13 protein-coding genes are annotated in these 23005 nt (G+C 54.9%); 4 read left to right on the top strand and 9 right to left on the bottom strand.

What is annotated here, in order from left to right; translation table 11 throughout:
- Positions 1-82 precede the first annotated feature (82 nt).
- From DF200_RS07725 to rfbA, 3 genes are all read right to left on the bottom strand, one after another.
- The gene (locus DF200_RS07725; RefSeq protein ID WP_109137704.1) at positions 83-2050 is read right to left on the bottom strand and encodes a rhamnan synthesis F family protein; all 1968 of its coding nucleotides are present in this window, start codon (positions 2048-2050) and stop codon (positions 83-85) included.
- Positions 2047-4881 (bottom strand): glycosyltransferase, encoded by a 2835-nt coding sequence (locus DF200_RS07720; RefSeq protein WP_158275815.1) that lies wholly within the window; start codon positions 4879-4881, stop codon positions 2047-2049. The genes DF200_RS07725 and DF200_RS07720 overlap by 4 nt, the downstream gene beginning before the upstream one ends.
- A 75-nt stretch (positions 4882-4956) precedes the next feature.
- Positions 4957-5865 carry a glucose-1-phosphate thymidylyltransferase RfbA gene (rfbA, locus tag DF200_RS07715; protein ID WP_109137702.1) on the bottom strand — a complete coding sequence of 303 codons (909 nt, stop codon included), beginning with the start codon at positions 5863-5865 and terminating at the stop codon, positions 4957-4959.
- A 126-nt stretch (positions 5866-5991) separates the two neighbouring features.
- On the opposite strand from rfbA, the gene DF200_RS07710 reads away from it, so the two are divergent.
- Both DF200_RS07710 and DF200_RS07705 read left to right on the top strand, forming a co-directional pair.
- The gene (locus DF200_RS07710) at positions 5992-6993 is read left to right on the top strand and encodes a glycosyltransferase family 2 protein (protein ID WP_206603427.1); all 1002 of its coding nucleotides are present in this window, start codon (positions 5992-5994) and stop codon (positions 6991-6993) included.
- A 133-nt stretch (positions 6994-7126) separates the two neighbouring features.
- Positions 7127-8236, top strand: coding sequence for a glycosyltransferase (locus DF200_RS07705; protein WP_158275814.1), 1110 nt, complete (start codon positions 7127-7129; stop codon positions 8234-8236).
- A 77-nt stretch (positions 8237-8313) separates the two neighbouring features.
- On the opposite strand, the gene DF200_RS07700 is transcribed toward DF200_RS07705, so the two are convergent.
- From DF200_RS07700 to DF200_RS11260, 3 genes are all read right to left on the bottom strand, one after another.
- Complete coding sequence (locus DF200_RS07700) at positions 8314-9735, bottom strand: MATE family efflux transporter (protein WP_241520198.1); 1422 nt, start codon at positions 9733-9735, stop codon at positions 8314-8316.
- 412 nt (positions 9736-10147) lie between these two features.
- Positions 10148-12373: a beta-L-arabinofuranosidase domain-containing protein gene (locus tag DF200_RS11265; RefSeq protein WP_277725200.1), complete on the bottom strand. Its 2226-nt coding sequence runs from the start codon at positions 12371-12373 to the stop codon at positions 10148-10150.
- On the bottom strand, positions 12333-13895 hold the full coding sequence (locus DF200_RS11260) for a beta-L-arabinofuranosidase domain-containing protein (protein ID WP_158275812.1): 1563 nt from the start codon (positions 13893-13895) through the stop codon (positions 12333-12335). Before DF200_RS11260 ends, DF200_RS11265 begins: the two co-directional genes overlap by 41 nt.
- A gap of 592 nt (positions 13896-14487) precedes the next feature.
- Here DF200_RS11260 and DF200_RS07685 point away from each other — a divergent pair.
- Together DF200_RS07685 and DF200_RS07680 are read left to right on the top strand one after the other, a co-directional pair.
- Positions 14488-15465, top strand: a complete 978-nt coding sequence (locus DF200_RS07685; RefSeq protein ID WP_109137696.1) for a glycosyltransferase family 2 protein — start codon at positions 14488-14490, stop codon at positions 15463-15465.
- Between the two features lie 53 nt (positions 15466-15518).
- Positions 15519-17051 (top strand): DUF2142 domain-containing protein, encoded by a 1533-nt coding sequence (locus DF200_RS07680; protein ID WP_109137695.1) that lies wholly within the window; start codon positions 15519-15521, stop codon positions 17049-17051.
- A gap of 67 nt (positions 17052-17118) precedes the next feature.
- Here DF200_RS07680 and DF200_RS07675 read toward each other — a convergent pair whose 3' ends face one another.
- The 3 genes from DF200_RS07675 to DF200_RS07665 form a co-directional block, all read right to left on the bottom strand.
- Entirely contained in the window at positions 17119-18573 is a 1455-nt protein-coding gene (locus DF200_RS07675; protein WP_109137694.1) for a sugar nucleotide-binding protein, read from the bottom strand.
- Positions 18574-18719: 146 nt separating this feature from the next.
- The gene (gene rfbB, locus DF200_RS07670) at positions 18720-19739 is read right to left on the bottom strand and encodes a dTDP-glucose 4,6-dehydratase (protein WP_109137693.1); all 1020 of its coding nucleotides are present in this window, start codon (positions 19737-19739) and stop codon (positions 18720-18722) included.
- A gap of 75 nt (positions 19740-19814) precedes the next feature.
- Positions 19815-22646: a YfhO family protein gene (locus DF200_RS07665; RefSeq protein WP_109137692.1), complete on the bottom strand. Its 2832-nt coding sequence runs from the start codon at positions 22644-22646 to the stop codon at positions 19815-19817.
- Positions 22647-23005 lie beyond the last annotated feature (359 nt).

Genomic DNA, 23005 nt, shown 5'->3' with positions numbered 1-23005 from the left:
GTTTCACAAGCACCTCATTTCCAGACAGTGATTCTACCCGCAGCCCGATATACCAGCCGTGGATGCCGGAATTCCAATAGAATTACTTATGGGAACGTAGCTTGCGGAGTATGGCCACCGGCCCCCAGGCCAGATTATAGGCGGCATCCCGCAACGGCTTTGGCAGCGGAAGAATCACCTTGTGGGCGATGCCACGTAGACGATTATGGATTCTGTTGCGCAGAGAACGCTCATGGAACACGCGCAACGCGGTCAGTTTCGCGTCGGAGGACCGGCTGTTTTCGATGAGGCTGTCGCCCCAACGATACGGCCCCAGCGTCCCCATGAAAATCTTAGACGCATGCAACAGCGAATCCAGTTCGATCGCCGCATACTTGTCGGTGAGGATCCACGCAGCATAATACCCCTGCGACTGCGCCACATACCCGGTCGCCCGTTCTATGGCATGGGAGATCGATCCGTCCACCCCCATCTTGCCTTCGGGAAGGAAATCCTCATAATCCCAGCCGTATTCGAACAGCGGCTTCAATGCCTCGACCCGGAACCAATAGCAGGATCCGATGGCCGACATTGTGCGCTTCGCTTCAGTCATCGGCACATCGAGGCCGAGCATGTCGTGCATGAGTTTCTGCGTACCGTCGAAATTGGGACCCCAATCATTGGGAATGGTGTGCGCGAAGTAGATGGCGTGCCACGGCGGCGTGGGAGCAGCCAGGCCAAGCCGCGGATTCTGCACGAACAGGGTCAGCACGTTTTGGACATAGTCCTTGCTGCCGAGTGTGTTCTCCATCAGCTTGTATGCGAAGCCCTGGGATTCGGTGCCATCGTGGCCGCTTTCGCCGACCTGCGATGACTTCTTGTCATGGGCAAAGCCGATGACTTCGTATTTGCCGCTCAGCACCACACCGCTTGCGGCGACGAACAGGGCGGAAACGTCACGTCCGCGATTCTTTACAGGAAGGAATTCAATCGGGTGGGTGAAACCGTGAGAATCCGCGTAGGCACGAATCTGTGGAATCTTGTCTTTGGTACTGGTGATGTACAGATCGGTGGATTCCGGCAGAGAATTCAAATAATGGAAGGTATCGTCGAGCAGGTCCATGAAATAAACGTGCTGGATGAACGCGGACGAAGGGGCTTCACCCTCGCGAGGGTTCAAGGCCTTGGTAGGCAGCACATAGTCCAGGTGCATAGCCTGGCGTATGTCGTCAAGGTTGAAGGATCGTAGCAGTGTGTCCCAAATCAGATTGACGTCGTAATCCGTGTGCTCGCGGATGTAGTCATAAAGCTCGCTGCCGGGCTGGCCTGCGGTTTTGTCGAAGTAGGCACCATAATCCACGAAGAACGATCGACGCTTGAAAATAGGGCATCGATCATTTTCGATGATTTGCTTGGGCATGAACAGCAGCGGATACGGTGAAAGACCGGCATATTTCTCAGCGTCGATATATGTGACCCAAGTGAAGCCGAGTTGCTCGAAATACGGGGTGAACCGCATTTCATGCTTTCGGGTCACCTCCGCGTAATCGGTCATGACCGGCATGGATTCCCAGTACTGCTGGAATGCACCAGAGGAGACCAGACGCTTGCCATATACATGCCAGTATGCCTGAATATGGGCGGGAATGCTTTCTTCGCCGAACTTCGCCTTCGGGTGTGCGGTGATTCCCCAAAAGTCGACGTTCTTCGCTTCCATAGCGTCGAACAGTTCGGAGAACGGATAAAGTGGTCCCATGACGGTGTCGTTGAAGCAGATGACTTCGTCGTACGACTCCAGCTTGTCCCATCCCAAAGCAAGCATGGCCTGCTGATAGGCTGCCGCATCAAGTCCCTTATTCTCACGAACGGTGATCTGATCGGTGAATTGACCAAACATCGCTCTTGATTCACCATCCAGCTTGCCATTGGCGACGATGACAAGATCGTTCAGATACGGACGAAGAGCTTTGAGCAATACTTCGATATACCCATCAGCATGACCGGCATGATCGTAGAAGCAGAAGATACCCAGTCTTTTTTTCGTATCGGATACGGAATTCTGGTCGCTCATAACGTGAAATCACTCTTTTCTCGACTGAGGTTACAGTTGTAGTTCGGATCGGCCGCCACGAACTGCGCCCAACGATGCTTGAATAAGGCGTCGGCATGCAGAAGCTCAATGACATCGCGGTTGCTTCGATCCGGCGTGCCCACACTGATGGACTCGTGATGTGTGAGCTCGACGGTGGGCATGTATACGTTGCGGTAGCCCTTCGACCACAGTTTCAAGCACAGGTCGACATCGTTGAACGTCACACGGAATTCGTCGGCAAATCCACCGACTTCCTCGAACTTCTTTTTTTCGATGACCATGCAGGCACCGGTCACGGCGGTGACGTCGCGAATCAGCCACAGCATCACCTGTTGGGTGACATTGAGCTGGTTTGAGTTCTTCTCCACATGGTTGAACAGGTTGGCTGCGGCACCGTTTTTGCTGCCGACTCCCACGCCGATGCCGGCATGTTGGATGACGGCATTGCCGGGATACAGCAGCAAAGGTCCGACAGCTCCGATCTCCGGACGCTGGGCAAGGCCTCCGAGCGTCTGCATCCAATCGGAAGAAATGACTTCGGTATCGTTATTCAGCTGGATAAGCAGCTCGCCCTTGGCCTTGGAAGCGCCGAAGTTGCAGGAACGAGAGTAGCTGAAGCGCTCTTCCACAAAAGACAGCTGATGGAAGTTGCTGTGCTTGGCGCTGACTTTCTTATACCAGTCGAGAACCTGGGGATCGTCGGAACCGGTGTCCACCAGGATGATCTCGAAGTTCTGATATGTCGACCTTGCGTAGATGGATTCGATGCAGCGCTTGACCACAGCGAACTGGTTCTTGCTGGGAATCACGATGGAGATCAGCGGATTGCCCTGCAACGGATATCGTACGTTCAGCCAGCCGTTGGCATTCTGATTGACCACGGCATTGCTGATTCCACGCTGCACGAGATCGATTTCCACGGCCTTCTTCTGCGCTCGGAGTGCATACGGTTTCGCCCCCATGCTTTGGGCCGTGGAGGCCGAATAGGCGCGCCAGCTGTAGAGCACCTTGGCGATGTGGCAGATGGTCGTCGGATGCACCGAACGTGTCACGCGCAGGAACAGTTCCCAATCCTGGGCACCGTTGTATTCCGGATCTTCCAGACCGGCTTCCCGCAACACCGAGGCACGAATCACCGTGAAATGCGTGATGTAGTTGACGCTGCGCAGCAGCTCGCTGTTCCAGTCCGGTTTGAAGAACGGCTCGAAATGCTGTTCCGAGTGCTCGTTCACCTTGTCTTCATCCGTATAGATGAAGTTTGCGTTCGGCACGGCATTGATGGTCTGCACCACTTCATGCAACGCATTGGGCCATAGCAGATCGTCATGGTCGAACAGCGCGATGAACTCGCCGCCCGCTGCCTCGATGCCGGCATTGGTAGCCTTGGCGATGCCGCCGTTCTGCACCATGCGCATGAACTTGATTCGGGAGTCCTTGGCCACATACTCCTTGGCAATGGCTTGCACCTGCGGCTGCGGCGATGCGTCATCGACGATTACAAGCTCCCAGTTGGCGTAGGCCTGTCCAATCACGCTGTCGATTGCCTCGCGCAGGTAGCGTCCCTGCGTGTTGTATGCAGGCATGATGACCGAAATCAGCGGCTGGTTGGCAAAGACCGTTTTCCTCATTGCGGCGACGGCGTTAGCGTCCGGATAATGATCAGCGGCATACCCGACGTATTTCTGAGCCTCAAGCGCGGCATTCTGAGGAAAGACAGGGGCCGTGTTCTTCTGCCGACGCACGACGTTTCTCACCTTGGTGAGGGTGGCTCTTACGCCATGCTGCTTGACTGTCCGCGCGATGGTCAGTGGTGCGGCGATCATTCGTCCCACACGGAAGGATTTGGAATTCCGCAAGTCGATGACCTCGCGACTGGTCTGAGCAAGCCGCTCATTCAAATCGGCGGCATCCTCCAGTAGACGGTTGACCATGCCATCCTTGACCTCGTTGTCCTCTTTGAGGTCATGGATTTCCTCATGCAGCTTGGCATTATCTCCGTTGGCTTTGTCAAGAGCATCCTGCAGAACTTGGTGAGAAGTCAACGTTTCGACAATCTCGCTATCATCCGTATAGTCAACCGTTCCGGGATACATGCGACGATATTTCTCGATGATATACGTGTAGGTCTTCAAAAAACGGAATGCATTCGCCTTGTTTTGTGCTGTGAGTCCTCCTGCACTGTACGACACGTCACGGGATCCTTCATGCTTCCGATAGGAAAGATAGGTGTCGCTGTTTTTGGCGAATTTCACGCCGTCCAAGGCCAGTCCAAGGAAAAAATCCCAATCCTCTCGTCCCAGCTTGTCCAGATGCTTGTCAAAACGGTGCTTGCCAATCGCCGAACGCCGAATCAAAGACCCCATATGAACGAAATTACGGCCAATCAGGAATTTCAAACTGAATTCCGGCATGCCAAATATGACATCATCATTCCCGAAAGCGTGCAAATCGGTGTACACCACATCAAGGTGATCCCGCTCCGCCTGCGCAACCAAGGTTGCGAGATAATCGTCATTCCAAACATCATCCGCATCAAGGAAGCACAGATACTCCCCCTGTGCCAATTCCAAACCACGATTGCGGGTGGCAACGATGCCGGCATTCTCCTGTTTCACATAAGTGATGTCAGGATGTTTCTCACAATAGGTTTTGATGACTTCATCACTGTCATCCGTGGATCCATCGTTGATGATAATCAACTTGATATTGGAGTATGTCTGGTTCAGCACGCTTTCAATGCTCTCCGCAATATATTCACCGTAATTGAAATCGGTGATGATGACGGAGACGAGAGGATGTTCCTGGGTCATAGAAAAATGGTAGCAGTCCATACACGTTGACAAGGTACGGACCGCTACGCTCCTTTCACTGCAAACGGCTGGACTTCAGTCTTCGTACTCGGTCTTCTTGACGACGATGCGGCCTTCGGCGACGTCCTTGAGGTGCTTGCCGTAGGGGCTCTTGCCGTACTTGGTGGCGGATTCCATGAGGGTCTCCTCGGTGATCCATCCGTTCTGGTAGGCGATCTCCTCCACGACGGCGATGGGCAGGCCCTGCGCACGCTGGATGGTGCGTACGAATTCGCCGGCTTCGTAAAGCGAGTCCATGGTGCCGGTGTCGAGCCATGCGTAGCCGCGGCCGAGCGTGCGGACGTTGAGGGTGCCGTCCTCAAGATACATCTTGTTGAGGTCGGTGATCTCCAGCTCGCCACGGGCGGACGGCTTGACCTGCTTGGCGAATTCGGTCACGCGCTCGTCATAGAAGTACAGTCCGGTGACGGCGTAATTGGAGGCGGGGTGCGCCGGCTTCTCCTCGATGGAGACGGCCTTCTTGTTCTCGTCGAACTCGACGACGCCGTATCGTTCGGGATCGTCCACGTAGTAGCCGAACACGGTGGAGCCTTCGCCGTTCTCGGCGGCCTTGACGGCGCCGCGCAGCGTGCGGCCGAGACCGTTGCCGTAGAAGATGTTGTCGCCGAGCACGAGCGCGCACGGCTCGCCGCCGATGAACTCCTCGCCGAGGATGAACGCCTGGGCGAGTCCGTCGGGGGACGGCTGCACCTTGTAGCTGAGGTTCACACCGTAGTGGGAGCCGTCGCCGAGCAGCCGCTCGAAGTTCGGCAGATCCTTGGGGGTGGAGAGGATGAGGATATCTCGGACGCCGGCCATCATCAGCACCGACAGGGGGTAATAGACCATCGGCTTGTCGTAGACGGGAAGCAGCTGCTTCGACGTGACCGTGGTCAGGGGATACAGCCTCGTACCTGAGCCACCTGCAAGAATAATGCCTTTCATACGTGTCCTCTTTCGCTTGCCGTATGCAGTATCTACTACGATATCCTTAGTTACCGAACTTTATCCTAATGACCAGCCTATATAGGGAGCGGCTAGACGATGCGTCTCTTCATACAAATTCCATGCTTGAACGAGGAGAAGACCCTTCCCCTCGTGTTGAAGGACATGCCGAAGGAGATTCCCGGCATCGATGACATCCAGTTGCTGATCATCGACGACGGCTGTACCGACAAGACCGTGGAGGTGGCCCGCAGTCTGGGCGTGCAGCATGTGGTGCATCATGCGAAACCGATGGGTCTGGCGCGTGCGTTCCGCGACGGCGTGGACTACGCGCTGAAGCATGGCGCCGACATCGTGGTGAACACGGACGGCGACAACCAATATCCGAGCGCGTCGATCGCCGACCTGGTGCAGCCGGTGGTGCGTCATGAGGCGGATATCGTGGTCGGCGACCGTCAGACCGGCAAGATCAAGGAGTTCAGCTGGTTCAAGAAGCGGATGCAACATTTCGGCTCCTGGGTGGTGAACAAGGCGGCGGGCACGCACATCCCGGACGCGGCCAGCGGCTTCCGCGCGTATTCTAAGTCGGCGCTCATCAAGCTGAACATCGTCACCGAATTCAGCTACTGCATGGAGACGATCATCCAGGCGGGCAACAAGCGCATCGCCATCACGTCTTATGCGATCACCACGAACCCGAAGACGCGCGAGTCCCGCCTGTTCTCGAACATCTTCGAGCATATGGCGAAGTCGGGCGGCGCGATCATCCGCAGCTTCCTGATGTTCAAGTCGAACGTCATCTTCAAGTGGGCGGGCATCATCTTCGGCATCGCCGGTCTGATTCCGATCATCCGGTTCCTTGTGCTGGCCGCCATGGGGCAGACCGAGGGCCACCTGCAGTCGCTGATGCTCGGCGTGGCGCTACTCATGCTCGGCGCCCTGTGCTTCGCCCTGCAGATCATCTCCGAAGTGCAGCGCATCCAACGCCGTCTGGTCGAGGACGAACTGGAACGCACCAAGGAAATCCAGTATTCACTCCCCTATCAGAGAATCTGGGCCGAACAGGACGAGTTCGGCGGCTACACCGGCAAGCCGACCGGGCTGCCGGGTAAGCATGACACCGACTGACTTTTCCGTCTTCCCCTCGCAGGGGAAGCTGTCATCCGCAGGCTGACTGATGGGGCGGTCGGCGACGTCAGTCGCCGTTATGCCTCAGTCGCATCCACTGTCCATTACGCTTCTCCACTCCGAAAGATCTGATATGTACTCTCAACCCCGGGTTCTCGCCTTCGGCACCTACAACGTCCGCAAACATCCGCGCGTCGGCATTCTCATCGATGGGCTGCGCCAGAACGGCTGCATCGTCGAGGAGATCAATCATCCGCTGGAGCTTTCAACCGCACAGCGCGTTGAAATCCTCAAGAAGCCGTGGAAACTGTTCGGATTCGGATGGAATCTACTCACCTTGTGGAGCAGGCTTCGCAGGGACGCCAAACAGTGGATGAAGCATAATGGACGTCCCGATGCCGTGCTTGTGGGCTATATGGGGCATTTCGACGTATTGCTCGCCCATCACGTATTCAGGAAGACGCCGATCATCCTTGACCATCTGATCTTCGCCGGGGATACCGCCAAGGATCGTGGAGCCCAAGGTTTGAAGGTCAAGTTGCTCAAGAAGCTTGATCGCATGGCCATCAACGCCTCCACGCTGGCCGTGCTTGATACGGAGGAGCATAAGGCCATGCTCCAGCCGGAAGACAACGGCATGGTGATTCCGGTCGGCGCCCCCGAGGAATGGTATGTGGCCCGGGATCGAGCCGGTGAAAACCGCACCCGAGACATCGTCTTCTACGGTCTGTATACGCCATTGCAGGGTACGCCGGTCATTGCCAAGGCTGCCAGGATTCTTGCGGACCGTGGCCATGCACCGCATTTCACGCTTATCGGCAAAGGCCAGGATTACGACGAGGTCCGTGACATCACCAGGGGACTCGACAATGTGGAGTTCAAGGATTGGGTGGAACCCGAGGAACTGCCGAGGGTCGTGGCAGGTCATGCGATTTCGCTTGGCATCTTCTCCACCACATCGAAGGGACTTCACGTGGTTCCGAACAAGGTGTACCAGTCCATGGCAGCCGGATGTGCGGTCATCACCAGCGACACCGCGCCCCAGCGTCGTATGCTTGGCGACGGGGTCGTGTTCGTGAAGCCCGGGGATGCCGAAGCGTTGGCCGATGCAATCGAGGAACTGCTCTCCGATCCGAAGAAGCTCGCTCAGGCCCAGACCAATGCCACGCTCGTGGCCGAACGGTTCACCAGCGTGGAGATCACCAAGGAGCTTGCGAGATGGATCACGAATCGAATCCATTAAGACAACGCTCATAATATGAATGAAGCCCGTCACGGAACGTTGACGGGCTTCATTCATATGTCTACACGTTTATTGCGCTATGCGCCGAGCTTCTTAAGGCTGGATATACTGACTACCTTCGCCGCCATAAGAACGCCGATATACCCCACATACACAACCGCATACACCAAGCCGAGTACGAGCAGGTTCGACGTGGAGAAGAACCGGAAACCGAACCATACCGCCAGCCACAATGCGATGTTCGAGCCAAGCACCAGCCAAGCGGTCCGCGTGATTACGGCACCCACTTTTCGATACGCGCGCACGAATGACACCAGCATGGTAATGAACGTGCAGGTCACGCTCGCCACCGCAATCGCCACAATGCCGCCGAACTTGGCCGACAGGATGAACACCGGCACGACCACCACCAGCGATACGATGGACAGCGCATCTGAGAATCTGCTTGAGCCATAGGAATTCAAGACCATGTTCAGAATCACGGTCATGCCCATAAAGAAGTTCGACAATGCCAAACACGACAATGTAGGGGCGGCCACGGTGAATCCCTCGCTATAGAAGGCGAGCAGCAGGGAACCGCTGCTCGCCGAAATCACCACTGGAATCGGGAGTATGAATACGAATACGAGCAACAGCAGTTCCCGAATACGTTCCAGCGCGCGGTCGAGGCTGCCTTCGGCCACCAGTTTCGCCACCACGGGCAATATGACCGTGGAGAACGCCTGCAGAAGGTAGTAGGCGATTTTGCCGAAGTTCATGGCGCCCGTGTAATAGCCGGCCATGGCGGCGGGCTCCACCACGGCTTTGACGATCAGAGTGTCCACGCTGAGCACCAACGACACCATGATGAAGAAGAAGGAGAAGCTCAACGTATGATGGGCCACTTCTCCAAACGGCACCTTCTGCGGTCTGTGCACCTTCAGAGGTGCATAGTTTACCGCCAAAATCACGCATCCCAGCAGAATCGTCAGCGCAACAGCAAGAAGGAAGCCGATCTCCACGCCCAGCACCGGGTCATCCGCGAATACGAAGATAATCAGCGGAATCACACCCAGTTTGGCGATTGGATAAAACGTGCTCAGCAACGCGCTCGTACCGAACCGCTGCAATCCGTCATTGATGCCTAGCAGAATGACCTGCAGTCCATTGGCGATAACCAAAAACGCGGCTACACGGAAATAGAAATCCAATGATTCGTCATTGAGGACGATGCCGAACAGCGGGGCCCCGAAGAAGTTGACGGAGAAGAACACCGCGATAACCAGCAACTGGAACAGCAGCGTCTTACCAATCACGTCGCCGATATCGTATTTATGCCGAGAAATCTGGCTGGCAAGCGACTGGCGTGCGCCATTCGAGACGAACATGTACTCGAAATCCAGCACCGTGATGATCGTGCCCACCACGCCATATGCCGCCGGTGGCATCGAATTGCCCAAAAAATAATGCAGCACATAGCCGCTTACGAAGAACATGACGTTGCTGATCAGATTCAGCACCAAACCCCGACGCACACCGCCCCACTTTCCGCCCGGCCGCACAACAAGGTCACGGCGACACAATCAACATTCTCAGCCGGCCGAACAGGGAACGGCCACAAACCACACCAATCCTAGCAACAGGACTCACATCATTGGGCAAAGACAGAAACTACTACCGGCCACACACAATTATCGGATTGTGCTTTCAATGCCGACGCCAGCCTTTTACTCCGCGCCAAGTATTCGGCCATTATTCCGACAGCCATTCGATGATGTTAATCTGCTTGCTGTCGACGTGATCTCCTGTGTCGATGCAATCCATCGCCAGCGATGTTTTGGGACGACATTGAGTTCTCAGAAAATGGAATATATAAAAATGGCCGGACTCTCGTAAAGAGCGCCCGACCAAATATTTACTTATTGTGGATCATTACCTCCACTTGCCCACTAGCACGGTGTCTCCAGGCTTGCCATAGCCGATGACCCTATCCGCCGGACCGCCGGAGATGGAGTTCTTGATGTAGTACACATTGCCACGGCGCACCGCCAACGAATCCACGGACAAGTTCGGATCGCGCTTCACGACCGTCACCTCCACCGTGACGTCCAGTCCCTGCACCTTGCCACGGACAGTGAATTTGCCCGGATTGGCATACTGGGATTCGTCGATGGGGCTCCAGGAGATTTTCTCGTCGCTGGTCGTGCCATCCGACCATGTGACCTTCGCCGTCCGCGGCAGGGCCGGAGGCTCCTGCTGCTGCGTCGTCACCGGTTGCGGATTCCGAACCGAGATCGGGGTGGCGGATGTCACGGTGACGGTCACGGTGACGGTGCGACCTTGTACTGCGCCATTCACCGTGAACTTTCCGGCCTTTGCGTACTTGGAAGGATCCACGTTCTCCCAAGCAATTTTCTCGTCGCTGGTTGTACCGTTCGACCACGTCACTTTCGCCGTATCGGGCAGATCCGGGGCTTGGCCGACACGGGTCTGTACCGCTTCAGGGTTTGCAACGCTCTTGACGGTGACCGAATCATTGGTATGCGCCATGTTGAAGTAGATGCCGTAGCGTTCGTTCTTGATGGTGTACCAAGGCTGGAACGTCACGGAATCAGCAGACACCTTGCTGGAGGAGTTCTGCTTGTTCTGCAGTTGTGCGACCGACTGGAGCTTGAAACGCACGGACTGGAGGTTTCCTCCATCCGTCGGGGAGTCCGACCGGACGAGGTTCTTCGTGATGTCCGTAAGCCACTGCTTGGTGTTGTAACGGGGCACGATTGTGTTGGTCACCGCACGGTCGTAGTTGGAGCTCTGTACGTTGGTACCGCCGGTCCACAGTTTTGGCGCGGTGTGGCTGACCAGCTTCGCCGCAAGAAGCAGCGGACCATAGGTGAAGGCCGCATAGTCGGCGTTGTCGTCGGCGGCCACTGCCTTCACCGCCATCGGAATCTGGTAGCTGATGGTGGCGCTGCCGGAGACCGGGATATCAAGATATCCGTTGTCATCGGCGACATTCTGCACTGCGCCATTCACCTTGACAACAGGTGTTCCCGCAGCCCAATCGGGGAGCAGCAAACGTATACGAGTGTTTGCCGGAGCATTGGACACGGCGATTTCGGTGGTGTCTTGCTTCGGTATCGATGACTTCTGCACCAGTTTGAAGCCATTCGCGCCGGTATACGTCGAACTGATGAACTCGTTCACATACACGTCGTTCGTACCATTCGCCGTATCAAGGAAGTAGAACGAATCGCCGTACTTGGATGCGGATTCCATGCCGGTGCCGGTGTCGCACCAGAACCGGGTGACATTCGGCCGGGTTCGATCATTGATGTCCATGTGGGCGTCATCCTTGGCGGCATTGGCGTTGCCGGTACCATCCGGATCCAGGTTGGGGGTGTCGTATACCTTGAAGTATCCGGCATCCATCGGGGAGAAGTAGGCGAACATGCCGGTGTCCGGGTTCTGCGCGGCCACGATCTGGTTGGTGAAGGCCCACTGGTAGTACTTGGCGTACTTGGCGTTGTGGTCGAGACGGTACAGCTCTTTGGTGAGCTTGAGCATGTTGTAGATGTTGCAGTTCTCATCCGTGGAGCTATTGCCGTACGCCTGATCAACGCCATGATTGGTGGCGTCGTCCCACGGCACGTTGGGACGCCACAGGTGTTCGGCCACACTGTTGCCGCCGTTGACGAACGTATGATGGTCGAGGAGATCCTGCCAGAGGTTTTCCGCGGCTTTCTTGTAGACCGGAAGTTCGGCCTGCTCCTCGGGGGTCAGCTTATCGTACAGATCCTTGTTCTGCGTGAAGATCTCGTACTTGGTGATTGCTCCATAGAACTTCGGAATAGTGGTGTTGGCATGCCATCCGTTGAGGTCCTGGTTCGGATTGTTGGCGAACAGGTTGAAGATGCCGTCGTCGTTGAAGATGTCTGCGACCTTCTTGACCCTGTCGTCGCGCGTCATCGCATAGATGCGGTAGAGGGAATCGTTCATGCTGCCGTATTCGATCTGACGAGCCAGATTATTGAGCGGCTGCTTGAAATTGTCGTCGGCATGGCCGACGAGCCTGTTGCTCAAATAGACGGCAAGATCATGGGCGAGAGCCTTGGCTTCGTCACCTCCCTGATCGGGGGGGGGGGAGAAGATTTGCCGCATCGACCAGGCCGGCGACCACTTTGTGGAGTGCGTAATATGGCTGGTATACGGTGCCGATTCGCTGATCCACACGGCCCAGACCATCCAAATCTCTGAGAAAAGCTTCTTGGAATGCGGACAGATACCCTTTGTCATTGGGATGTTTGGCGTCCCATGCATCCTGGCATTTCTTGAATCCCGTGAGAAGCTCATTGGCTTTTGCCAACAGCTGGGCTTTGACGGCCGGATCCTTCTCCGCCACATAAGCCTGCGAAAGGGACGAAAGGTAATGACCTGTCGCATGGCCACGGAATGTGCCGCCGCTATGCTGGTCGGAATTCTGCTCCCAGCTGTTGGCATAGGACTTGTTCCCCTGCGGCTGGGGCAGCCCGGCCGTCTGATAGAAGTTGTACAGGAAACGCTGTGGATCGAGTTTCAGCAGAAACTCGGTGTTCTTCTCTTCGCCATTGGCGAGCCATGAATCATCCAACGTGATGCTGGCGAGGTCGTTCTTGAGGTTTGGCACCTGCGCAGTTGTCTCATTAGTTCCCATGACGGACGTGTTGAAATCACGTGAAGTGGTCGCTTCGCCGTGGGAAACGGCGGCCGTCAGTTTTACAGCAGTGTCCTTAGCCGGCTTCTGCGGCGTCGCCATGCCGGTGGCGGAATCCACGGCGAGGGCGGACGGGTCGGATGACGTCCAGACGATTTTCGATCCGTTGGGGCCGGTCAACGGCAGAGGCGTGATATCGAACATCGTGCCGGGCACTGCCAGCGTCGCGGCATCTGCGGCAACAATCTGCTGATCAGTCACCGGGGTGCCGTAGGCGTCATAAATCGTACGAATCTGATCCGCGGTGGCGAATGCGGAATACAGCTGGTAATCATCCAATGCCGCGTTCAATGAATTCTGTTTGTAGGCAGGACCGTTCCAGCCGATCCCTTTCTCCACGTCGGAAGAAGCTATCGGACCGACGGCCGCGGCATTACGCCCCGTTGATGTATCGGTGATACGAAGACCGTTCTTGTAAAACACGGCGGCATGTTTGCTTCCGTCATAGGAGACCGCGATATGCGTCCATTGACCTGCCGGCAGAAGATCGGCTCGGTTCGTGTTTGCATAGAACTCTCCCAAGGTCCCCTTGCTGTCGGTGACGGAGAACACCAATGCATGGTCCTTTGTGGAGGAGAGGTACCATCCGGCATCGGTGTACTTGGCTTTGGCCCAGGAGATGACCTGTTCGCCGTTCATCGTGGCATTCGGCTTGATCCAGAACGAAAGCGTAAGAGCCGCGGGCTGTAGTCTGGAATCCGTTCCCAGAGAAACATGCTGATTGCCGGTGAGGTTCAACGCCTGGCCGCTTTTGCCCTCGACATAGGAGGGGGTTCCGGAGGAGACGGTGCCGCCAAGACGGTTGCCGGACGCATCGTCAAGATTGCCATCAAAAGCCAGACTCTGGATCTGTGAACCGGTTAGTGGATTTTCATCAGGGGCGGCGGAGGCCGGAACAACGGATACGGTCAGCGCGAATGCCGCAACCATGGCCGCAACCATTCTTCCAACCCCTCTTTTCTTTGGAAATAGTGATTGCATTTCTCTTCCTTTTTTATTCTTTTTCCGTAGTTTAAAATACCCTCGTTACAGAAAATCAATTCTATTTTAATAACGTGAAGGTTGGAAATCCTCCGATGGTTCCAAATCTTTATTTTTGAACGTTCTAAATGCTGTTAGAGGGGTATTCAAGAAGGCTGGTGCAAACCATTTCAAACAAACAATCACTCGAACAATCACTCAAAAAACCATAAGCGGAAAATCAATTTCCCCCGTCCGCAAGTAAGATTCACGTCAAGTCACTTGGCCCAGCATTGGCATCTGGGTCCCTGATATGAAACACCCCCTACCAGAGTCAGTCTCGTCTCTTCAAAAACACAACAAAACAAAGCGTTTGAACATCCGCACACACCATATCAATCAGTTTATTTACAAATGCTCATGGCATAAGCCCTAAATCTCTTCTTAAAGTCAATGGCCCCAGCGTTTATTAACACACGATTCTGATCAGGCATACACCCCGGGAACCATAAAGCACCCATCCGCATACCGGATATCCAGCGGGAAGAATAAAATCATAACTATGCAAAAAACCAACCCCCCCCCCCCCGATTCCGGCTTTGGTGATGCATCAATAGCGGGTCTGGTTCCTTGCTACAACGAGGAAATCACCATTGGCAAGGTGGTACGAGATTTCCGCGCAGCCCTTCCACAGGCCACGATCTACGTCTACGACAACAATTCAACCGATGATACCGCGCGTATCGCTAGGGAAGCCGGGGCAATGGTTCGGTCCGAATCCCGTCAGGGGAAGGGCAATGTCGTACGGGCCATGTTCGAGGACATCGACGCCGATGTCTATGTCATGGCGGATGGTGATGACACATATCCTGCGGAACATGCGCCGGCAATGGTCGAGAAGGTCCTTTCCGGCTACGACATGGTCATCGGCGACCGGCTGAGTTCCACGTATTTCACGGAGAACAAGCGCCCATTCCACAATGTCGGCAATCGTATCGTCCGCAAGGCCATTAATACGTTGTTCGATGCGCAGTTGAATGACATCATGACCGGCTATCGTGCTTTCTCCTTTACGTTCGCGAAAACGTACCCGGTCCTTTCCCGCGGTTTTGAGATTGAGACAGAAATGACGATTCACAGTCTGGATAACAATCTGCGCCTGTATGAGATGCCCATCCAGTATCGCGACCGTCCGGAGGGATCGGTAAGCAAACTGGCGACCGTCGGAGACGGCATCAAGGTGCTTTCCACCATATTCCGCATGATTCGCGAGTATCGCCCACTCCCCTTCTTCGGCGCAACCGGATTCATCAGTATCGTTGTCGGCTTGTTGTTGTCCGCATCAGTGATTGCCGACTTCTGGAGAACCGGGCTGGTACTACGATTCCCGACATTCATCGGAGCCGTATTATTCATTATCGCCGGGTTGCTCCTGTTCGTCGCCGGCATCATCCTCGATGTCATCGCCAAAAATAACCGTAAGGCATTCATCACCCAGTGCAATGGTTTTGCCTATCTTCATCGCGCAAATCGCTCATGAACACTGGTCTCTAACAACGCGACCGTAACACCGTCTGACTTGGAAACATTGTTATGAAACATGCAGCATCTCCGTCCAATTTCTCCCTTCTTGAGCGCAACACACGGCTCTGGAATACGTTGCGCAAACCGGAGTGCATTTTCCTGATTATCGCCACTCTTATGGGCGGATTACTGGTATTTCTGGCACCAGTGGCCGCTGGTCCCGATGAGCCGACGCATCTCTACCGTGTTGAGCAAATCGCACGAGGCCAGCAACCGCAAATCGTCACCGAATCATGGGATACGCTGAAACTCACTATTGGGCATAAAAGCACGAACGCAGACAAAAGCAGAACACTGACGTCAGCCGGAGGCTATATCGATTCAGGATATAAGGAGGCTGTATCCTCAACATATTCCCGAGTCAGGTTCCATGAGGTCTTCTCTTGGCCGGCCTGGCAAGACCCGCACGTTTCCGCGATCACCAGATCGGGGCATGATGTGCCAACGATATTCACCAACACCACGGGAAACTCGCCGTTAGTGTACGCTCCCCAGATTCTGGGATACTGGTTAGGCCGACTGCTGACGCCAGCCGTATACCAGCAAGTCATCGTCATGCGTCTGTGTGGTTTGCTGGCCTATATAGTCGGCATGTTCTTCGTTATCAGAATCATTCCGTTCGGCAAATGTTTGATGCTGGCCATTGGATTGCTGCCCAACAGCCTAATCGTCAACTCCTGTGTCACAGCCGATACCATGACCATAATCATTTGCCTGTTGTTCGTGGCAAAACTGCTACAACTCCTGTATGCGGATTCCCCTATTGGCACACGCAAACTCATTTCCATGGGAATACTCTGTATAGCCATCGGCTTCGTGAAGATGACATACTTCCCGCTGATCCTCTTGTCAGGATTATTGATTCTTCTCCGTCCTGAATTGCGAAAAAGGAAGCCTCTCGCTGTAATCTGTGGATTCGCCATGGCCGGTTTCCTGTGTTTCCTGATCTGCTACACCGCCGCCGCCGGATTCAACAGCGGCCTGATGTTCGGCAAGGCAACGGATCCCGATGCACAGAAGACGTTTATTATCACGCATCCGATAGCCTATCTGAAAACCGTATTCATGCTGATACTGCAGCAGGACGTACTGAACATCAGTTCACTCAGTCCGATCATCGACGGACATTCGATTCGTACGACCGGGTGGTTTACCGCGATAGGGCTTCTTTGCGCGGTATTTTTCCAGAATCCAACGGAAAAGCACTCTTCTGTCAAGGGAAGCGTATGGGTCATATCATCGATGTGGGGAGTTTTCCTGATTGGCGTCGCCCTGATTTGCACTGCACTTTATATGTACTGGGATGTGCCGGGCAATCCGCAAAGCACCGGCGTTCAGGCCCGATATTTCCTGCCGATCCTTCCGCTCCTACTGTTACCGATCAAGATGCTTTTCGCCGAGACGCAGCCTTCGGGAGAGCCATCGACACGTTTATCGGCCGCGCGGGCCTTCATCACAATATGCATCGTCTTTTCGCTATTCGTGATGCTGCTGAACGTGTGCTTCCACTACTACGGCTGGCACCCACTCTTCTTCCTATAGAGGATACGCTCAGCGTAATGTTCTGGCATGTTTCCTCAGGCGGGAGACATGCCAGAACATCATTACGCTACTTCCCCAGTTCCTTGGCCACGTACGCCTTCAGCGACTCCTCCCAGTCGGCGGGGGTGTAGCCGGCGGCCTCGATCTTGGCGAGGTTGAGGGCGCTGTGCACCGGACGCGGGCTGACGGGGTTCTTCGCGTTGGCGAAGTATTCGGCGGTGGAGATCGGCTTGACCTTGTCGCCGTTGCCGTTGGTCTGCTCGAACACGGCGGCGGCGATTTCGGCCCAGTTCTTCACCGCACCGGAGCCGGTGAGGTTGTAGGTACCGTACGGCGCCTTGCCGTCGAGCAGCGCGAAGATGGCCGCTGCCATGTCCTTGGTGAACGTGAGGCGTCCGAACTGGTCGTCGACGACGGTCACCTGATTCAGGGCGTCGTTTTCGTCGGCCACACGGTTGGAGAGCATCATCATGGTCTTCACGAAGTTGTGGCCTTCGCCGATCACCCAGCTGGAACGCAGGATGTAGTGCCGCGGCGCATTGGCCACGGCGATGTCGCCGGCGGCCTTGGTCTGGCCGTATACGCCGAGCGGAGCGAACGCCTCGGTTTCGTCATGTTCTTCGGCGACGCCGTCGAACACGTAGTCGGAGCTGATGTGCACGAGCGTGATGTTGTGCTCCTTGGCCACCTTGGCCAGCAGGGCCGGCCCCTGGGCGTTGGCCTTCCACGCGATTGGCCGGCCTTCCGCGGTCTCGGCCTTGTCGACGGCGGTGAACGCGCCGGCGTTGATGATTGTGCCGTACAGGCTCCAATCGTAGGCCTCATATGCGGCTGGGTCGGAGAAGTCGAACTCGTCGATGTCGGTGTACTCGAAGCCCTGCAGGTCGTGGGCTTCGGCGTATTCGCGGATGGCATGGCCGAGCTGGCCGTTGCAGCCGGTCACCAGCGTGCGCTTCGGTTCCATCGGCTTGGCGTCCTTGAGCATCGGATGATGCAGGTCGGCCTCCGAACGTTCGGACTCCTCCAGCGGAATCGGCCACTGGATGTTGAGCTCCGGGTCGGCGAGGTTCACGAACGTGTACGTCTTCTTCTGCTCAAGCGACCAGTGGGCGTTCACGAGATACGTATAGGCGGTGCCGTCCTCAAGCGCCTGGAAGCTGTTGCCCACGCCGCGCGGCACGTAGATGGCACGGCTCGGGTCGAGACGCGTGGTGAACACCTCGCCGAACGTGTCGCCGGGGCGCAGGTCCACCCAGGCGCCGAAGATCTCGCCGGTGGCGATGGAGATGTACTTGTCCCACGGTTCGGCGTGGATGCCACGGGTCACGCCCTTCTTCGCGTTGAAGGAGATGTTGTTCTGCACCGGTCCGAAGTCCGGCAGGCCGAGCGCGGTCATCTTGGCGCGCTGCCAGTTCTCCTTGAACCAGCCGCGGTTGTCGCCGTGCACCGGCAGGTCGAACACCAGAAGACCGGGGATGTTGGTCTTCGTGACCTTCAGTTCCTTCTCGAATTCAAATGCCATGATTGCTCCTCGCTATCGCTTTTATGGCTATCGCTTTTATGCTTCGCATACCATCGTTTGCCGCATATCCATCTGCGCCCCCTCAGTCTGCCAAAAGCAGACAGCTCCCCCACCATTCGTGGGGGAGCCGGGAATCAGTCACCGAATCACTGGCCCTGGGCCTTGTACTTGGCTTCGGTGGCGGCCTTGGCGGGCTCCCACCACGTACGGTTCTCGGTGTACCAGGCGATGGTCTTCTCCAGACCCTTCTGGAAGTCGGTGTGCGTGGGCTTCCAGCCGAGCTCGGTCTGGAGCTTGGTGGAGTCGATGGCGTAGCGGCGGTCGTGGCCCGGGCGGTCCTTCACCCAGTCGAAGTCGTCGCGGTCCTTGCCCATGACTTCCAGGATGTCGCGCAGCACGGTGATGTTGTTGCGTTCGCCGTTCGCGCCGATCAGGTAGGTCTCGCCGATGCGGCCCTTGGTGAGGATGGTCCAGACGGCGGAGGAATGGTCTTCGGTGTGGATCCAGTCGCGCACGTTCCTGCCGTCGCCGTACAGCTTCGGACGCAGTCCGTCGAGGATGTTGGTGATCTGGCGGGGGATGAACTTCTCCACGTGCTGGTAGGGACCATAGTTGTTCGAGCAGTTGGAGATGGTCATGCGCACGCCGAACGTGCGGTGCCATGCGCGCACCAGCAGGTCGGAGCTGGCCTTGGTGGAGCTGTACGGGCTGGACGGATGGTAGGGGGTCTCCTCGGTGAACTTTGCCGGGTCGTCGAGAGCAAGGTCGCCGTAGACCTCGTCGGTGCTCACGTGATGGTAGCGAACGTCGTACTTGCGGGCGGCCTCAAGCAGGCGGAACGTGCCTTCCACGTTGGTCTTGAGGAACGGCTCCGGATTGGCGATGGAGTTGTCGTTATGCGATTCGGCCGCATAATGCACGATGGCGTCGTGTCCGGGAACGAGCCTGTCGAGCAGCTCGGCGTCGCAGATGTTGCCATGTACGAAGTCCACACGATCGCCGAGAATGCCCCTGATGTTCTCAAGATTGCCGGCGTAGGTGAGCGCGTCGAGCACGGTGATGTGCACGTCGGGATGGTTGTTGTACACGTAATGCACGAAGTTCGAGCCGATGAAGCCGCAGCCACCGGTCACGATGATGTTCTTCGGAGAGAATGCTTCAGTCATAGGTTCCATGGTAGTGGAAGGTGACGGCATTCTCTCCGGATTCATCATGCACGCAACAGGGTGATGCCAGTATATTCAGACTTCTGCATGCTCTCCCCGCGGCTTCCGAGGACGGTTCAGAACGTCATCAATCGGTTTGCGCAACACAAACAACGACACAAGCAGTACCGTCGCAATTCCTGCGACAATGAACATCTTCTTCAGCGAGGCCGGCTCATACTTCAGTTCCACAGTATGGGTTCCGGCAGGAATTTCAACGGCACGGAACAGGTAGTTGCCTTTAACGACTTTCGTCCTCTGACCATCTACGTACGCAGCCCAATTGCCGTCATCATATTCGTTGACCAGCACATAACGGTTCTCACTAGTCCTCACAGTGAAGGTCATGTTGCCGTTACGCTCACTCTGAAGGTTAGAGATTTTCTCATCCGGCTTCAAGTCGGATTGCCTGGACGTTACCGACGATGGAGCATCCTCACCATCCTTGCTGAAATACAAGGTTCCAGCATCATAGGATTTCTTCATGGTGTTGAGTACATCCTCATCGGAATCCAACACCTTGACGGTATCCATCAGCTCGACCTGAGGCGCATACTCGTCCAGTTGCCGCACAGCCATACCATCGGTTCCTTTACGAATTTCGTCATATCGAAGAGACAGAATTACATCGTTCACCGAATCCGTTGAATCAGTATATGACGATTCTCCCGTATATGCGTCTCCGGAATTGACGAAGACCGCAACCCCCGTATTGGAGGGGTCCTTCACGGATATCGTCATACGATAGGTCTTGCCTTTGGAATTATTTATACTAGGAAAATCAAAGGATGCCCGAGCCCCATCCTTCAAACCGCTCAGAGGCAGTGACGAGGTTGCGGCAACTGCATTGTTTTTTACAGAACGCAGTTCAATTGAAATCGAACCGTCTGCCGGTTTTTTACCATAAGTGCCGATAGTAAATGACACGTTCTGCAGATTGTTCTTTTTCGCAGTAAACTCCTGCACAAACTTGGTGCTGTCATTCAGCGCTTCAGACGGTGTGGCGACACCTTGCGTCGGCTGTTTGTCTGAAAGATCATCCGTTGCCCCGGCGACATATTTCACACCCATATACTTCAGTAAATTCTCATTGTCAATCTTTCCATATGCCGGACGAGTATGAGAACCGTCAAGAGCTTCTTCGGAAATACCAGTAAAGTAATCGGAAACGTCAGGATTGGTGTAAAGGAATCCGTGACCGGCTATGTTCCGCAGATTGTAGTACATGTTTGTCATTGCAAACATTGTCCAACCACCCAGAACGGCGATTTTCTCTTCATTCTGCGTATTCTTCTGCAAGTAGGCAACGGTATCTGTCGGCTCTGGAATAACCGGCGCCGATTGCTGAATCCATGGCATGTATTTTGAAGAGAAATACCCCATGTCCAAGCACACGCCAAACATCAACGCTATTGAAGAGACAACTGCAACAGCTTTGGTGCCGTTAATGGATCTTATATTAATTAGTCTTACACAGGAAACCACAGCAAAAATTACTACAACAGCACATGCCACATAAACTTGATGAACAGCAGTAATGTTGGCAGAAGTAAATACCGGACGAACTCGGTATGCTGCGAACGCACATAAAAGAACGCCGGCTGCAATCAAGCCCCCGTACAGAACTCGTTCCTTGCCGGTGAACCGTTCCTTGGTCAGCAGATCATCAAGATTAATTCCCACAAGCACGGCCAAAGCAAAATTCAACAGTACGATTACACGGAATTTCGTGGATGTATGAATCATCGGCAGCAGTTTGAAGATGAAATCAAACGTGTGGGTGAAAATCAACAGAATCATTATTACCGCCGTAAGGGCGAAGAAACATGCCCGCGGTTTTTTCCGTATATTCATTACTGTCAAAGGCAAGGAAACCATCGCAAGGATTCCTGCGTACAGCGTTCCCTCATTGGCATGGATGACCATTGAGGTTGGTAGATAAGGGAACAGCAGCGTCTTAAGACGGGATAATCCCAATGTCGCTGTAGCCAGACCACTACGAGACTCAGAATACCCATTGGAGCCTACGGTGCCCAGCAATGCACCGGTATATGGCAATGACATCATTGCCCCGAAAGCCACACTGATGCCGAAAAACACAAAGTATTGTATTAACTTCGTAGGAGTCTTCCGATACTCGCGGATACCGTAGAACAGCACATAGATTCCAACTAGATACAGGAAATAGGCGGCATAGGTTGGCATACCGGCGACAAGCATGAGATAGATAACTATGGCGCAACCTGCAAAATATCCGATTGAGATTTTATGTAATGCCTTGTCGAGCAGAAGGAACAGCAATGGCGCATACATGGTTACTTCAGAATGCGGCCAACCGTTCCACATCACCATGACCGAACACATGGCATACGATGCACCAGAGAAGAAGGCGCCACGCCACGTGTAGCCAATCTGGCGGACGAAGAAGAACATCGCAGTAAACGCAACCACGGTTTTCACTACGGAAATCAGCACCTGTGCAATACCGAATGGCAATAGATAGAAATAGTTCAACGGAGACAGGTACAGAGTCATCAACTGGGAATTCCCGATACCGAACTGGGGTAACCATGATGTCGTCAAGAAGGGATGGAATGTATACCAAGCAATGGGCAACACATTATCGGCCGGGTCAGTCAATAATGGACCACTGGTCTGCACACCCTGACTTGCAAAAGGTGGAAAAGAGTAGTTCACGTTTGTGAAGGAATACTTCCAGCCATGCAAATAGGCCCACCCATAGACACCGAAAAGCAGTACAGCCAGTCCAATGAGGCAGGTCATAGCACCGATGATTCTGCCTTTACGGGATACCTCACTGCCTGATTCATGCTGAGCAACCGGCACAGCACCAGTTACATTCCCCATTTACAATCCTCATTTCCGTTTGCCACTCAGAATCTCGATAACGCACATCCGCTACCCCGTATCTGACCATTCGGCTATACCAGCCGAACCTTCTTTACCGTAGCAATCTTTCCTGACTCCTTAGCCGTAGGATCTATACCTCTCAAAAAACATACAAAAGAGCGGAAACGTGACGGCACACGATTCCCGCTCTTTTTTAGGCTCTTCGGGTGTTTGTGTGGGTGTGGAACACTGGTCCGGCCTGCTGGTTATTGGCGTCCGGGGAGTTGTAGGTCGAGTCCGCCGCATTTGAGCATGACGAGGCTGATGAGGTTGTCGAGGTTGCGGTAGCCGTAGCCGATCTTGATGGTGGTCTTGAT

Origin of the sequence: Bifidobacterium catulorum, assembly GCF_003129925.1 — a bacterium.
GTDB classification, from domain to species: Bacteria; Actinomycetota; Actinomycetes; order Actinomycetales; family Bifidobacteriaceae; genus Galliscardovia; species Galliscardovia catulorum.
The sequence above is the reverse complement of the archived record's forward strand: the minus strand, read 5'-3'. Positions and strand labels throughout refer to the sequence as shown.

Bases quoted from the DNA above. Each gene is read 5' to 3' on its own strand.
- DF200_RS07675 (WP_109137694.1), bottom strand. From the start codon at position 18,573: ATGGCATTTGAATTCGAGAAGGAACTGAAGGTCACGAAGACCAACATC.
- rfbB (WP_109137693.1), bottom strand. From the start codon at position 19,739: ATGACTGAAGCATTCTCTCCGAAGAACATCATCGTGACCGGTGGCTGC.
- DF200_RS07685 (WP_109137696.1), top strand. From the start codon at position 14,488: ATGCAAAAAACCAACCCCCCCCCCCCCGATTCCGGCTTTGGTGATGCA.
- DF200_RS11260 (WP_158275812.1), bottom strand. From the start codon at position 13,895: ATGGTTGCGGCATTCGCGCTGACCGTATCCGTTGTTCCGGCCTCCGCC.
- DF200_RS07705 (WP_158275814.1), top strand. From the start codon at position 7,127: ATGTACTCTCAACCCCGGGTTCTCGCCTTCGGCACCTACAACGTCCGC.
- DF200_RS07665 (WP_109137692.1), bottom strand. From the start codon at position 22,646: ATGGGGAATGTAACTGGTGCTGTGCCGGTTGCTCAGCATGAATCAGGC.
- DF200_RS07680 (WP_109137695.1), top strand. From the start codon at position 15,519: ATGAAACATGCAGCATCTCCGTCCAATTTCTCCCTTCTTGAGCGCAAC.
- DF200_RS07725 (WP_109137704.1), bottom strand. From the start codon at position 2,050: ATGAGCGACCAGAATTCCGTATCCGATACGAAAAAAAGACTGGGTATC.
- DF200_RS11265 (WP_277725200.1), bottom strand. From the start codon at position 12,373: ATGCGGCAAATCTTCTCCCCCCCCCCCGATCAGGGAGGTGACGAAGCC.
- rfbA (WP_109137702.1), bottom strand. From the start codon at position 5,865: ATGAAAGGCATTATTCTTGCAGGTGGCTCAGGTACGAGGCTGTATCCC.
- DF200_RS07720 (WP_158275815.1), bottom strand. From the start codon at position 4,881: ATGACCCAGGAACATCCTCTCGTCTCCGTCATCATCACCGATTTCAAT.